Annotated in this window: 15 protein-coding genes; all 15 read left to right on the forward strand. The window is 40.6% G+C overall.

All coding sequences use genetic code 11. From position 1 onward, the window contains the following. The first annotated feature begins 5 nt into the window (after nucleotides 1-5). The 15 genes from uvrA to hisB all read left to right on the forward strand — a co-directional run bounded on the left by uvrA (nucleotide 6) and on the right by hisB (nucleotide 14,517). The gene (uvrA, locus tag N784_RS10265) at nucleotides 6-2,882 is read left to right on the forward strand and encodes an excinuclease ABC subunit UvrA (protein WP_036834665.1); all 2,877 of its coding nucleotides are present in this window, start codon (nucleotides 6-8) and stop codon (nucleotides 2,880-2,882) included. A 204-nt stretch (nucleotides 2,883-3,086) separates the two neighbouring features. After that, nucleotides 3,087-3,434 carry a YojF family protein gene (locus N784_RS10270; RefSeq protein ID WP_036834666.1) on the forward strand — a complete coding sequence of 116 codons (348 nt, stop codon included), beginning with the start codon at nucleotides 3,087-3,089 and terminating at the stop codon, nucleotides 3,432-3,434. 20 nt (nucleotides 3,435-3,454) lie between these two features. After that, a complete protein-coding gene (gene bshB2 / locus N784_RS10275; RefSeq protein ID WP_036834667.1) occupies nucleotides 3,455-4,123 on the forward strand; it encodes a bacillithiol biosynthesis deacetylase BshB2 in 669 nt (222 codons plus the stop codon). 130 nt (nucleotides 4,124-4,253) lie between these two features. After that, nucleotides 4,254-5,333, forward strand: coding sequence for a DUF4097 family beta strand repeat-containing protein (locus tag N784_RS10280; RefSeq protein ID WP_036834668.1), 1,080 nt, complete (start codon nucleotides 4,254-4,256; stop codon nucleotides 5,331-5,333). Nucleotides 5,334-5,345: 12 nt separating this feature from the next. Next, on the forward strand, nucleotides 5,346-5,699 hold the full coding sequence (locus N784_RS10285; protein ID WP_036834669.1) for a phage holin family protein: 354 nt from the start codon (nucleotides 5,346-5,348) through the stop codon (nucleotides 5,697-5,699). 137 nt (nucleotides 5,700-5,836) lie between these two features. Further along, nucleotides 5,837-6,796, forward strand: a complete 960-nt coding sequence (gene hprK, locus N784_RS10290; protein ID WP_036834670.1) for an HPr(Ser) kinase/phosphatase — start codon at nucleotides 5,837-5,839, stop codon at nucleotides 6,794-6,796. After that, nucleotides 6,786-7,619: a prolipoprotein diacylglyceryl transferase gene (lgt, locus tag N784_RS10295; protein WP_036834672.1), complete on the forward strand. Its 834-nt coding sequence runs from the start codon at nucleotides 6,786-6,788 to the stop codon at nucleotides 7,617-7,619. Before hprK ends, lgt begins: the two co-directional genes overlap by 11 nt. A gap of 15 nt (nucleotides 7,620-7,634) precedes the next feature. Further along, complete coding sequence (locus tag N784_RS10300) at nucleotides 7,635-8,591, forward strand: nucleoside recognition domain-containing protein (RefSeq protein WP_036834673.1); 957 nt, start codon at nucleotides 7,635-7,637, stop codon at nucleotides 8,589-8,591. Then, complete coding sequence (gene ppaX, locus N784_RS10305; protein ID WP_036834674.1) at nucleotides 8,566-9,207, forward strand: pyrophosphatase PpaX; 642 nt, start codon at nucleotides 8,566-8,568, stop codon at nucleotides 9,205-9,207. Before N784_RS10300 ends, ppaX begins: the two co-directional genes overlap by 26 nt. A 4-nt stretch (nucleotides 9,208-9,211) precedes the next feature. Beyond that, a complete protein-coding gene (locus N784_RS10310; protein ID WP_036834676.1) occupies nucleotides 9,212-9,745 on the forward strand; it encodes an acyltransferase in 534 nt (177 codons plus the stop codon). An 81-nt stretch (nucleotides 9,746-9,826) separates the two neighbouring features. Continuing rightward, nucleotides 9,827-10,642 (forward strand): hypothetical protein, encoded by an 816-nt coding sequence (locus tag N784_RS10315; RefSeq protein WP_036834677.1) that lies wholly within the window; start codon nucleotides 9,827-9,829, stop codon nucleotides 10,640-10,642. 192 nt (nucleotides 10,643-10,834) lie between these two features. Continuing rightward, complete coding sequence (locus N784_RS10320; protein ID WP_036834678.1) at nucleotides 10,835-12,019, forward strand: ATP phosphoribosyltransferase regulatory subunit; 1,185 nt, start codon at nucleotides 10,835-10,837, stop codon at nucleotides 12,017-12,019. Then, complete coding sequence (gene hisG, locus N784_RS10325; protein ID WP_036834679.1) at nucleotides 12,012-12,656, forward strand: ATP phosphoribosyltransferase; 645 nt, start codon at nucleotides 12,012-12,014, stop codon at nucleotides 12,654-12,656. The genes N784_RS10320 and hisG overlap by 8 nt, the downstream gene beginning before the upstream one ends. Further along, a complete protein-coding gene (gene hisD / locus N784_RS10330; RefSeq protein ID WP_036834688.1) occupies nucleotides 12,653-13,927 on the forward strand; it encodes a histidinol dehydrogenase in 1,275 nt (424 codons plus the stop codon). The genes hisG and hisD overlap by 4 nt, the downstream gene beginning before the upstream one ends. Further along, nucleotides 13,924-14,517 carry an imidazoleglycerol-phosphate dehydratase HisB gene (gene hisB / locus N784_RS10335; RefSeq protein WP_036834689.1) on the forward strand — a complete coding sequence of 198 codons (594 nt, stop codon included), beginning with the start codon at nucleotides 13,924-13,926 and terminating at the stop codon, nucleotides 14,515-14,517. The genes hisD and hisB overlap by 4 nt, the downstream gene beginning before the upstream one ends. The last annotated feature ends 1 nt before the right edge of the window (nucleotide 14,518 follow it).

Below are 14,518 nucleotides of genomic sequence, written 5' to 3' on the forward strand. Positions count from 1 at the left end.
TGAAGATGAGCAAACAGAAAATGATTCGTGTTCAAGGGGCTCGTGCTCACAATTTGAAAAACGTTGATATCGATATACCAAAGAATAAGCTTGTTGTTTTGACAGGGTTATCCGGTTCCGGGAAATCATCTCTAGCATTTGACACGATATATGCAGAGGGGCAGCGTCGTTATGTTGAATCGTTATCTGCATATGCTCGCCAATTTTTAGGACAAATGGATAAGCCGGATGTGGATTCCATAGAAGGATTATCTCCTGCCATTTCAATCGATCAAAAGACGACGAGTAAAAACCCACGTTCCACAGTCGGAACAGTGACAGAAATCTATGACTATTTACGACTATTATTTGCGAGAATTGGCCGTCCGACATGTCCGAAGCATGGTGTGGAAATTACATCTCAAACCGTACAGCAAATGGTCGATCAGCTATTAACTTATCCTGAACGAACAAAAATGCAACTTCTATCTCCGGTTGTTTCTGGACGTAAAGGGCAGCACATTAAAGTGTTAGAGGATTTGCAAAAGCAAGGTTACGTTCGTTTACGTGTTGATGGAGAAATGCGCGAAATTACAGAGGATATACAACTGGAGAAAAATAAGAAGCATTCTATTGAAGTGGTCATTGACCGAATTGCGATTAAAGAAGGGATTGCAGGCAGATTATCTGATTCTGTCGAAACGGCTCTTCGGCTAGGGGAAGGTCAATTAATTGTCGATGTTATTGATGGAGAAGAACTACATTTTAACGAAAATCATGCTTGTCCGATTTGTGGTTTTTCAATCGGAGAGTTAGAGCCACGTATGTTTTCTTTTAATAGCCCATTTGGAGCATGTGGCCATTGTGACGGATTAGGACAACAGCTTGAGGTTGATCTCGATTTAGTTATACCGAATTGGAACTTATCACTAAATGAACACGCCTTAGCCCCTTGGGAGCCGAATAGTTCACAATATTATCCACAGTTGCTACAAAGTGTGTGTAATCATTACGGTATTGATATGGATACCCCTGTAAATAAGGTTCCGAAACACTTACTGGATAAAGTGTTATACGGAAGCGGTGATGAAAAAATTTATTTCCGCTATGAAAATGATTTAGGAAACGTCCGTGAAAATGAAATCTTCTTTGAAGGTGTTGTGCATAACGTCGCTCGTCGCTATCGAGAGACCTCTTCCGATTTTATTCGCGAACAAATGGAAAAGTACATGTCCCATAAATCTTGTCCGAAATGTAAAGGCTATCGACTAGATGAGAAGACGTTGTCTGTTCTTATACAAGGCAAACATATTGGTCAAGTAACAGACTTATCTGTTCAGGATGCAAAACAATTTTTTGATACAGTAGAGCTGACAGAAAAAGAAGCACAAATTGCTCGAATGATATTGAAAGAAATCAGTGATCGTTTATCCTTTCTCATTAATGTGGGATTAGATTATTTAACTTTATCTCGCTCAGCAGGTACGTTATCTGGAGGAGAAGCGCAACGAATTCGTTTAGCCACGCAAATCGGATCTGCCTTAACGGGAGTGTTATACGTACTAGACGAACCGTCGATCGGTTTGCATCAACGAGATAACGACCGATTAATTGGAACGCTACAACAAATGCGTGATTTGGATAATACGTTAATCGTTGTTGAGCATGATGAAGATACAATGCTAGCAGCAGATTATTTAATTGATATCGGTCCTAAAGCTGGTGTTCACGGCGGACAGATTGTATCGAGCGGAACGCCTGAAGAAGTAATGGCCGATGATCAATCATTAACAGGACAATATTTATCAGGAAAACAGTTTATTGCAGTGCCATCCCAGCGGCGTCAACCAGATGGTAGATACATCGATATTATCGGTGGAAAAGAGAACAATTTGAAACAAGTTAATGTATCGATTCCGTTAGGTTTAATGAATGTCGTTACCGGTGTTTCAGGTTCTGGAAAAAGTACACTCGTAAATGAAGTTCTATACAAATCATTAGCCCAAAAGTTAACAAGAGGTAAAGTGAAACCTGGAGCGCATAAAGAGATAAAAGGAATCGATCAGCTTGATAAAGTAATTGATATCGACCAATCACCAATAGGCCGAACGCCGAGATCTAACCCAGCCACTTACACAGGGGTTTTCGATGATGTACGTGATGTTTATGCCCAGACAAATGAAGCAAAAATTCGCGGCTATAAGAAAGGCCGATTTAGCTTTAACGTAAAAGGTGGACGTTGTGAAGCTTGTCGTGGCGATGGAATTATTAAAATCGAAATGCACTTTTTACCAGATGTATATGTTCCTTGTGAAGTATGTGATGGAAAACGTTATAATCGAGAAACACTCGAAGTGAAATATAAAGGAAAGAGCATTGCAGACGTGTTAGAGATGACCATTGAAGATGCGTATGAATTTTTCGAAGCAATTCCGAAAATAAAGCGAAAACTAGCAACTATTTGTGATGTAGGTTTAGGATACATTAAACTCGGACAGCCAGCTACTACTCTTTCTGGCGGAGAAGCCCAACGTGTGAAATTAGCAAGTGAATTACACCGCCGCTCAACAGGTCGTTCGATGTACATTTTAGATGAGCCAACAACCGGATTACACGTTGATGATATCGCTCGTTTATTAGTCGTACTCCAACGCCTCGTAGAAAACGGAGACACGGTACTCATTATTGAACATAATCTCGATGTAATCAAAACAGCTGATTACCTCATTGACCTAGGACCAGAGGGCGGTGAGCGAGGTGGCGAAATTGTCGCAACAGGAACACCAGAACAAGTAGCAGAACACCCACAATCCTATACAGGAAAATATTTAGGCCCAGTACTAGAACGTGACGAGCAACGAATGCACCAACGATTAAAGGAAAGAGAAAAAGTATCCAAATAAACTATAAATGAGCGCCCTTTTTCACTGAGAGAAGAGGGCGCTTATTATATTTTGTGTAGGTGACAGTGAGCGAGATTCGAATAAAAGGTAGCGGAGTCACATAATTGCCCCAATCCTCAACTGCATAATGTGGATGCTTTGACGTTTTGGTGTGAAATTAGGTAAAGTATATGAAGATACTAGTAAGAGAGAGGAGTCACCTTGATGGAACTTATTCAGAAAGAGGAAGTCCAAAAGGTTTTAGAGCGTTTTTTGAATAAAGATGTTTATGTTCATTTGGAAACAACGAATGGAGCGTATGCTAGTCATTTTAATTCGCAAGCCTCCAATGTTGGAGCTTTTATTCGTAATGTTCAAATTCGTTATAAGCAAGTAAAAATTATAGGATCAACTAGTTTTCGGGTTGGATTGAAAATGGATGCTGGTTGGATGTATGCAGAAGGTTTGACGCATTGGGAGTTAGATGAACACCATCGATTATTATTGGCTGGGCATGATGCGGAAGGACGATTAATGGTTGCCTGTGAAATTAGTGAGACGCCGTTTAAATAGGGACAGAAGGAGTGAGAGTGATGGAACAACATCAGCACGTTGTCATAATATTACCTCATCCAGATGATGAATCATTCGGATGTTCTGGTACTACATTGAAATTCAGAGAGCAAGGTATTCCTGTCACGTATTTATGCGGGACGCTTGGAGAGATGGGGCGTAATATGGGAAGTCCCCCGTTTGCTACTAGAGAATCGTTGCCGGAAATTAGAAAACAAGAGTTGCTCGCTGCATGTAAAGTGTTAGATATGGATGTCCAAATGTTAGGATATCGGGACAAAACGTTAGAATTTGAAGATACACAACAGGTTGCTACGCATCTAAAATCTATACTAGATGAGCTCCGGCCAAGTCTTGTTATTACATTTTATCCAGGATATGCCGTACATCCGGATCATGATGCAATGGGGGCAGCGGCTATTGAAGCAGTACGCATGTATCCAGCTGAACAACGTCCGGAATTGTGGGCGAAAGCGATTACTCACGACCGCCGTGACGTGTTAGGAGAGCCGGACATTATGTATGATGTGGAGGCGTATTTTGAGAAGAAAATGAAAGCTATAGAAGCCCATCGTTCTCAAGCAGAAGGAATGTTGAGTCAATTCCGTGAGAGTCCCCAGTTAAAACAATTAAATCAAGAAGCACAAAAACATTTGCGTTATGAAGAGTTTTACAAATGGACGTTTTAATGCAAAGAGCTATTCCAATTAAGAGCTTTGGAATAGCTTTTTTACTACACAACAGTTATTAAAAATGAATAGATTATTTATGAATAGGGAATAGGAACACTTGTAGAATCGTTATAAGGAAGGTGGGCATATGACAGAGGAACGAAAGCGAATTTTACAAATGATAGAAGATGGGGTTATTACAGCTAGTGAAGCAGAAGAATTGTTAGAAGCGCTAGAGCATGCTGAAGAAGTGAAACATCAATCTCTTTCGACTAAAGTGGACTGGAATGCGGAACAATATGCGAAGGGGAACAGCGCTCGTTCATCGAAGAATTACTTTAAGCAATTGTTAGGGGATACGATAAAGAAGATAAAGAATGTTGATTTAGATTTCAATTTCGGTCCCCATTATGATGTATCACACATTTTTCAACATCAGGGAGTTACGTTTTCACAAATTGAAATAGAGGTCGCGAATGGCTCTGTTCGTGTTATTCCTTGGGATGAAGAGGACGTGCGAATGGAATGTGAAGTGAAGGTATATCAAGTAAATGATCAAACAGAAGCAAGAGAACATTTTATGCAATGTAAAGAATATGATGTGGGCGATCATACATTGCGCTTTCAATTAGATTCTAAAAAGATGAAAGCTGACTTGACGTTATATATCCCGAAACGTTTATATAAAACCATATCGGTGAAACTGTTTAATGGAGTTATTGATGCAGAACAAATGGACGTAAAGCAGTTTCAAGCAAAAACGACGAATGGTAAAATAAGTTTGCATGACATAAGAGGAAATGAATTAGAAGTTGAATCATCTAATAGTGCGATGGCATTAACCGATATACATGTAAGTGAGGTAAAGGCAGAGACGTTAAACGGCAAAATAAATATAGAAGGTTCCATAGAGAACGTCCAGGCAAAATGTGTGAACGGCAATATTCATTGTACATGGAAACAAGGAACAGAAGCTCATCGTGCCGTACTGAAAACGACAACTGGAAATATAAACGTACATTTGCCAACCGTACAGAGCGTAAGTGGGACTATTCAAACAAATGTAGGCCGTTTGAAATGCTACATTCCTACGTTAGAAGTGCAAGAGGAAGTAAATGAAATACTGAAGAAAGAAATGCGTTTCTGTGCAGGTGAAGGGGATGCTTTACACATAAATGGAGAAACGACAACAGGCGATATTTGCATCTACTCAAATGATAAGAAGTAAAGGAGGATTCGTATGTTAAAGAACTGGCTATTACACATTATCGTGACGACAGTGGTACTCATAGCAGTCGATCAATTATTCGCATCATTTTACCTTGAAAGTGTCGCTACCGCTGTATTAGCAAGCTTTCTGTTATCCATTTTAAATGTATTTGTTAAACCAGTGCTTATTATTTTTACATTGCCGATTACGGTACTTTCGCTAGGTTTATTTTTGTTTATTATAAATGCGATCACATTAATGATTGCGCAAGCTATAATGGGAAGCAGTTTTGAAATTTCTAGCTTTGGAATGGCAATCGTATGTTCCTTTTTCATTTCCTTGCTTTCTCTAGCTCTTAACAAGCTTGTTGATGATATTAAGTAATCCACTGTGCGATGTGGATTATTTTTTTCTTGCAGTATTTCCGCAGACAAATGTAAAAAATGCTACAATAGATGTTGTTTATATAACGTAAGTAAGATAAGTGAAAGCTGGTAAAAAAATCAGGGGGCCTTATACATATGACAAAAGTTCGTACGCAGGATCTTTTAGACCGTTTTACCTTAGAAATAGTAGCGGGACATGATGGTGTTCATCGTGAAATATTTACAAGTGATATAGCACGTCCTGGTATGGAAATGGCGGGCTATTTTAAATATTATCCTTCTGAGCGTCTGCAATTGCTCGGGAAAACAGAATTATCCTTCTTTCTGGAGTTATCGCATGAACAGAAAAAAGATCGGGCCATGCAACTTTGTACAGATGTGACGCCGGGTATCGTTATTACACGAGGGATGGACGTACCAGAAGAATTTGTTGAGGCGGCAAATGAAGCAGGTGTGCCAATTATGCGCTCACCGTATAAAACGACACGTGTTATTAGTCGCTTAACCAATTACTTAGAAACGAAATTCGCACCATTTACTGCTGTTCACGGCGTTTTGGTTGATATATATGGTGTAGGTGTATTAATTACTGGTCAAAGTGGTGTCGGAAAAAGTGAGACCGCTTTAGAACTTGTGAAAAGAGGACATCGCCTCGTTGCTGATGATAGTGTGGAAATTCGCCAAGAGGATTTCGATACGTTAATTGGTAACTCCCCGCCGCTAATTGAACATCTATTAGAAATTAGAGGTCTTGGCATTATTAATGTAATGACGTTATTTGGCGCTGGAGCAGTTCGTAGCCATAAACGGATAACGATGATCATTAACTTAGAGCTTTGGGATCAAAATAAGCAATACGATCGGTTAGGGTTAGAGGAAGAAACGATGAGAATAATGGATGTAGAAGTTCCGAAGTCTACCATACCTGTTCGTCCAGGGCGAAACCTTGCTGTTATTATTGAGGTAGCAGCGATGAATTTCCGTTTGAAGCGGATGGGAATCAATGCGGCGGAGGAATTTTCGGAGCGATTAACGAACATGATTGGAGAAAATCAAGAAGGTGTAAACAAAGGAGGTTTTTATAGTGACATGTAGTACGGAGGCGCTTGATCGTGTGTTCCTACAGCTCGGTCCCATATCGATTTATTGGTATGGTGTCATCATTGCAGTCGGGGCCTATTTAGGATTAATACTTGCAATGCGTGAGTCAGAACGTCTTGGCATGAAAAAAGATATCTTTATTGATTTAGTTGTCTTCGCTATTCCAATTGCTATTTTAAGTGCCAGACTTTACTACGTGGCATTTGAATGGGAGCGTTATGCTGGTGGCTCATTGATTGATATCTTCGCAATTTGGGAAGGTGGAATTGCGATTCACGGTGCCATTATTGGTGCTGTACTAACTGCTCTTGTCTTTGCGCGTGTTCGTAACGTCCCATTTTGGAAATTAGCGGATATTGCCGCACCTAGTTTGCTATTAGGCCAGGCAATCGGGCGCTGGGGAAACTTTATGAACCAAGAGGCGCACGGTGGACCGGTATCGGAGGAATTTTACAATAATTTTATGCAATATTTACCTGACTTCATCACGAATCAAATGTGTATTAGTGGTGTGATGTATCATCCGACCTTTTTATATGAATCGGTTTGGAATGTGCTTGGATTCATCTTCCTCATTCTACTGAGAAAATATTATCCGCGACGTGGGGAAATATTCTTAAGCTATGTAATCTGGTACTCTTTTGGTCGTTACTTTATAGAAGGCTTGCGTACCGACAGTTTATATATTGTTGGAGAGCTGAGAACGGCACAAGTTATTTCCGTCATCTTAATTGTATGGGCGGTTAGCTTAATTATTTATCGTCGTTACTTTAACAAAGCGGATACGTATTACAACGGTAAAAAAGTAGAAAAATAAAAGGAGGGGTTTATTTTGCTTGGTGTATTAAATAGAGGTTTTAAACAAGGCTTACATTTAACGTGGACACTTGGTAAAGTAATCTTTCCTATTACATTTATTGTTACTATTTTGCAAGCTACGCCAGTGCTAGGTTGGGTGACGAATATTGTAGAACCTATGATGAAGTGGCTTGGCTTGTCAGGAGAGGCCGCCATTCCACTCGTTTTAGGGAACTTTCTTAACTTATATGCAGGCATTGCCGCTATTGTTTCCTTTGACTTTACGGTTAAAGAAGTTTTTATAATGGCAATTATGCTTTCGTTTTCTCACAATTTATTAATTGAATCTACCGTTGCTGCTAAAGTTGGTGTAAAGTGGTGGTTTGTTGTTGGCATTCGCATATGTTTAGCGTTTTTCTCCGCTTTATTAATCAACTTTTTTTGGCAAGGTGGTTCGGAGATGGCACAATACGGTATGATTGCACAAACAGATATTCCTGAAGGCTGGCTGATGATTAGTCTTAACGGTCTGCAAACAGCATTGATCGCCATTGTGCAATTAGCCTGTATCGTCATTCCTTTAATGATTGTGATGCAATGGTTAAAGGAGAATAATTGGATTGCCCGTTTTTCTCATTGGTTCGCTCCGTTTACTCGCTTTCTTGGTGTTGACCGGAATGCATCAACGACATTAATCGCAGGACTCACGATTGGCTTAGCATACGGTGCGGGACTCATGATCCAAGCAGTAGAAGAAGATGGGGTATCAAAAAAAGATATGTACCTTTCCCTGCTATTTTTAGTGTCTTGCCACGCAGTAGTAGAGGATACATTAATTTTTATCCCGCTAGGTATCCCAGTCTGGCCATTGCTCGTTATTCGTCTTGCTACGGCAATACTGTTAACAGCAGTGGTAGGATTTATTTGGAATAGAATAAATATGAACAAAAGAAAGGACAACGTATATGACCATTCGCACTCTTCTATTTGATTTAGACGGTACACTTATAAATACAAACGAACTAATTATTGCTTCGTTTCTTCATACAACAGAGAAGTATGCACCTAATCAATACACACGGGAGGATGTGATCGATTTTATCGGGCCTCCTCTAGAAGAAAGTTTAAGCTCTATTAGCGACAAAGTGGATGTAGAAGAAATGATGAATACGTATCGCGCGCATAACCATGAGCATCACGATGATTTAGTCGTCGCTTACGATGGAGTAGTGGAAACGTTATCGAAGTTAAGGGAAGCAGGATTTAAATTAGGTATCGTTACAACAAAACTTCGTCAAACGGTGACTATGGGGGTAAAGCTAACAGAAATTGAGCCATATTTTGATACGATTGTGACGCTGGATGATGTTACAAATGCAAAGCCGCATCCAGAACCAGTAGTCCGTGCGATGAAGGAGCTTGGGGCAACACCAGAAGAAACGATTATGATTGGTGATAACACGCACGATATTGAAGCAGGTCAAAATGCTGGGACGAAAACAGCCGGCGTTGCATGGACGATTAAAGGTCGCCAAGTACTAGAAGATTTACAACCAGATTACATGCTTGAACATATGAGTGATTTAACAAAGCTTGTAATGGAGTGATGGAATGAGAAAGACCGAGCGTTATCATGTCCAAGATAAGAATTCCCTGTGGCATATTTATAAGACAGTGCCTTTTTGGAAAGTCGCTAAAAATTTCATCGTGATTCAAGCCGCTCGTTACACACCGTTTATCCCGATGAAGAATTGGCTCTATCGCACGTTTTTACATATGAAGGTCGGCAACCATACCGCCTTTGCGCTCATGGTCATGCCGGATATCATGTTTCCAGAAAAAATTACTGTCGGCACAAATAGTGTGATTGGCTATAACACAACGATATTAGCACATGAATATTTAATTAAAGAGTATCGTCTCGGCCAAGTTACGATTGGCGATCAAGTTATGATTGGCGCCAATTCAACGATTTTACCAGGCGTAACTATTGGTGATGGCGCCATTATTTCAGCGGGCACCCTTGTTCATAAAGACGTCCCACCAGGCTGTTTCGTCGGTGGTAATCCGATGAAAGTGATTTATACACAAGAAGAGATGCAAAAGCGTCAACAAGAAGACCACTTTTTTCAGAACAGCATATGAGGGATGCTGTTCTTTTTTCTTGAAACAAATCAGCGGTTTTATTCGTAATGATTGATATAAACAAGTTTAGGTGGTGGGATGATGGAGAATATGGAACTCGTTCTGAAAAAAGAGGGGAAAAGACAGCTGAACACAGGTATCGTATTCCTTGCTTTGACATCAATTATTGCTGTTATCTTTCCGCTAATGGATATGTATGGTTTCGTATTGCTTGTAATTCCTTTATTAATATACGGCGTGGCACTAACAAAAAGTGGTCTACGTGACTGGCGATTCGCCCATCTAGCTTCCGTGACAAAGCAAGTAAAACTGGATAGGGAAGGAAATTGGCCAAGAAGGATGTATCTAGGCATGTCTATGTCTGTCCGAGAAAGTGTACGCCTGTATGATATGAATGGTTTCATTTATGCGTTTATGGAAGATGATAGTAAGAAGTGGTGGCGTGTATGCAATGTTATGTTCCTTTCTTTTTCAATACCGTTACTGGCACCGAGTAAAAGTGGCTATTACGATGCAGCAGGAAACCGCTTGTTTGATTTCATTCATAAAGGTGGATTTCAACCAACATTATTTATTCGTAATAGCAATGGGGATTATGTTAGTTATGCGAAACAATGTGGAAAAGAGTCGAAGCAAACGCAATTTTGTTTGTGTGAAGAAGATACAATAAAATGGAAAGCAGAACTAGATGCTACATTGCCTAAATGGATTATATATGATGCACAAGGTCAGCAAGTGTTGACATTGATTGAAGGTGGTATTCCAATGGAAGCGGCAGATCGATTTGGTTCGATGCCTGGATTCATTGTAGAGCGCACGGTAGATGAGAATCAAATGAATGAACAATTGCAACTGTTTTTATTTGCATTCCTCCGATTGCGAAATTCGTATAGATAAATGGGGGTTTGGTTAGGTAGATTATTTTCACTTATTTGATACATAAAAAACAATCAATGCTCGTAAAAATAGATGATTTTCCGGTTCAATTAAACGGAGGAATCATCTATTTTTTGTTGACGATTTTACTTTTGTTTGTTAGCATATTAGCAAGTTAAAGTATTCAGAAAAATGGGTCAATTGGGGGGCGGAATGGTGAATAATCGGTTCATGTTTGAAAAGCCGTTAGGGATGAGAGATACATTACCTTTCTTGTATGAACATAAACAGCGCGTTCGGCATGCTATTGCAAATACAGTAACGAGCTGGGGTTATCAAGGGTTAGAAACGCCGATGGTGGAATATTTGGATACGGTTGGTGGAGCTAGTGCCATAGAAGGTACGCGCCTATTTAAGTTGCTAGATCGGCAAGGTCATAGTCTCGTGTTACGGCCTGATTTAACAGTACCTATTGCTCGAGTGGCAGCTTCACAATTAAAGGAGCAAGGATATCCGCTTCGTCTTCATTATGATGGACCAGTGTTTCGCGCTCAACAAACAGAAGGTGGCAAGCCTGCTCAATTTGAACAAATCGGTGTTGAATACATAGGAGAAACATCGGATTATGCGGATGCAGAAGTGATTGCGTTGCAAATTGAGGCGTTATTGGCTTCCGGATTATCAGATTTTCATATTACGATTGGTCATATTGGCTATGTAAAAGGGTTATTGTTTGAAATTTTTGGGGGACATCGAAGCACAGAAGCAGAGCAATTTTTGCGTTATTTATATGAAAAAGATTATGTCGGTTTTCGTAAAGCAGTGAAAGAAGTAAATATAAAGGATGAAGATAGGCAACGATTAAGACAGCTTTTATCTTTAAGAGGAAAGCATCATGTATTCGCTGCAGCTGAGGAAATGGCGGAAAATGGGGCGTGTCATAAGGCTATTCAAGAATTAAAGCAACTGTATCAATTGCTACAGCTATACGATGTTCATTCCTGCGTGTCCTTTGATTTAACGGTCATCAGTCACATGCACTATTACACAGGGATATTATTTGAAGGATACACTCCGAAGGTTGGTGCCTCGTTATGTAATGGAGGACGCTATGATCAGCTGCTACCTTCTTTTCAATCGGATGCTTCTGCAACAGGATTTGCGATTCATTTAGACAGGTTGATGGAAGCGTTAGGAGAACAGGAACCATTGCATGATCGAGTACTCATATTATATGATGATCAAACATTTTCAGAAGCACTTTGTAAGGCACAAGAATTGCGAAGAAACGGTGAAAAGGTCGTCTTACAATGGATAGATGGTATTTCTGACTCTTCTTATTCGCAACATTTCAAACGTGTCGTTGATGTTTGTAGAGGTGGTGTTGTATATGAATAATTGGTTAACGATTGCCATGCCTAAAGGTCGTATTTTTGATGAAGCTGCAGGGCTACTACGCACAATTGGCTATGATTTCACCCATGTAGAACAATCAAGGAAGCTTGTTCTGGAATTCCCTGAATATAACATTCGTGTCATGCTTGCCAAGCCAATGGATGTCGTTACGTATGTAGAATATGGAGCGGCGGATTGCGGCATTGCAGGTAAGGATGTGTTATTAGAACAAAATCGGGATGTGTATGAAATAGTAGATTTAAACATTAGTGCCTGTTATTTAGCTGTGGCTGGTTTACCGAATCAACCGTTAAGCAAAATAGCACCGAAAATAGCAACGAAGTATCCGCACATTGCATCGGAGTACTTCCGAGAGCAGGGAGAACAAGTCGAAATTATACCGTTAAATGGCTCAATAGAATTAGCACCACTCATCGGTTTAACCGACCGCATTGTGGATATCGTTTCTACCGGTCAAACGCTAAGAGATAACGGATTAATCGAATACGAGAAAATTGCCCGCGTCACGTCAAGGTTCATTGTAAACCCGGTTAGCTATCGATTATCAAGTCCTATATTAGATAACATGATAGAACAATTAAGCGCCCAAATAGCTTTAGAGAAAGGAAGCGACGTATGAAACGATTAACTCCAAGTGATGTACTACGTGGGAAACGGAATGTCGATGCTGGAACAACGCAGCAACTTGCTATTGTGGAAAGGATTATGGCTGATGTACGCTCAAGGCAAGATGAAGCACTACTAGAATACACAGTGAAATTCGATGGTGCTACGCTGTCGCAATTGCGTGTAACAGAAGAAGAATTCGTCCAAGCTCGTCAACAAATGAAGAAGGAAGACATTGCGCTTTTGCAGCAAGCCGCGCAACGAATTAAGACGTTTCATGAAAAGGAGCAACGTCATTCATGGTTCCAATCAGAAAGTAACGGTACGATGCTCGGACAAAAAATAACCCCGCTAGATGCAGTGGGAGTGTACGTACCAGGTGGAACAGCTTCCTATCCTTCCTCTGTATTCATGAACGTTATTCCGGCAAAAGTAGCAGGTGTGGAGCGGATTGTCATGGTATCTCCTCCAGGATTGAACGGTCGCATCCCAGCTGAAGTACTTGTGGCAGCACATATTGCTGGAGTGCAGGAAGTGTATAAAGTAGGGGGAGCACAGGCGGTAGCCGCGTTAGCGTATGGAACGGAATCCATTACATCTGTCGACAAAATCGTCGGTCCTGGCAATATTTATGTAGCGTTGGCGAAGCGAGCTGTTTTTGGTGTTGTAGATATAGATATGATGGCAGGTCCGAGTGAAATTGTCGTTCTTGCCGATGATACGGCTTCACCTAAAGAAGTAGCGGCTGATTTGCTGTCACAAGCAGAGCATGACGAACGTTCTTCTAGCATTCTCGTAACCTTCTCTACCTTATTAGCGGATCAAGTAGCAGACGAGGTGGAGCGACAAGTAGATGACTTGCCTCGTAAGCAAATCGCTATGGATAGTCTAAAACAGCATGGAGCGATTGTTGTATGCACAAGTATGGAGCAATGCTTAGAAGTAGTAAATAAGATAGCCCCAGAGCATTTAGAAATCATGATGAAAGAGCCACTACGTGTACTCGGAAAGGTAAAGCATGCAGGAGCTATTTTTCTTGGTCGTTATAGCTCAGAGCCTGTAGGGGATTATGTTGCCGGACCGAACCATGTGTTACCGACAAATGGAACAGCTCGTTTCTCAAGTCCATTAGGCACTGATGACTTCGTGAAGAAATCGAGTGTCATTTATTACAACGAAGAAGCGTTTCATGCTCAAGCACCGGACATTGCCCGCTTTGCTAGAATGGAAGGTTTAGAAGCTCATGCCAGGGCAATAGAAATACGAATGGAGGAAAGGGAATGAACGAGGCCAGAGCGAGTTGCATCGAGAGGACAACAGCGGAAACGACGATCCGTTTACAATTAAACGTTGATGGTGATGGCAGCGGGGAAATCAACATCCAAGTACCTTTTTTGAGTCATATGTTAGAACTGTTTCAAAAACATGGCTTTTTCCATCTGTCTGTCGAAGGAAAAGGAGATGTGGAGGTAGATGATCATCATTTAACAGAAGATATTGCGATTGTACTAGGGCAGGCATTGCGTCAATCTATAGGAGATAAAAGAGGAATTCGTCGCTACGGTTCGGTAAGTCTTCCAATGGATGAAACGCTCGTCACAGTCGCTGTCGATTTAAGTGATCGACCGCATTTGGAATGGAAAGCGAATCTCCCCGCAGCAAAAGTCGGTACATTTGATACAGAGAATGTATATGAGTTTTTTTGGAAGCTTGCTTTAGAAGCACGTATGAATCTTCATATTATCGTTCATCACGGTTCCAATACGCATCATATCATTGAAGCTATGTTTAAAGCAACGGCTCGTGCATTAGATGAAGCAACACAAATAGATCCACGTATTAAAGGGATTATGTCTACGAAAGGGCGATTGTAGC

The sequence above is a fragment of the Pontibacillus litoralis JSM 072002 genome (genome assembly GCF_000775615.1).
Lineage (GTDB): Bacteria > Bacillota > Bacilli > Bacillales > BH030062 > Pontibacillus > Pontibacillus litoralis.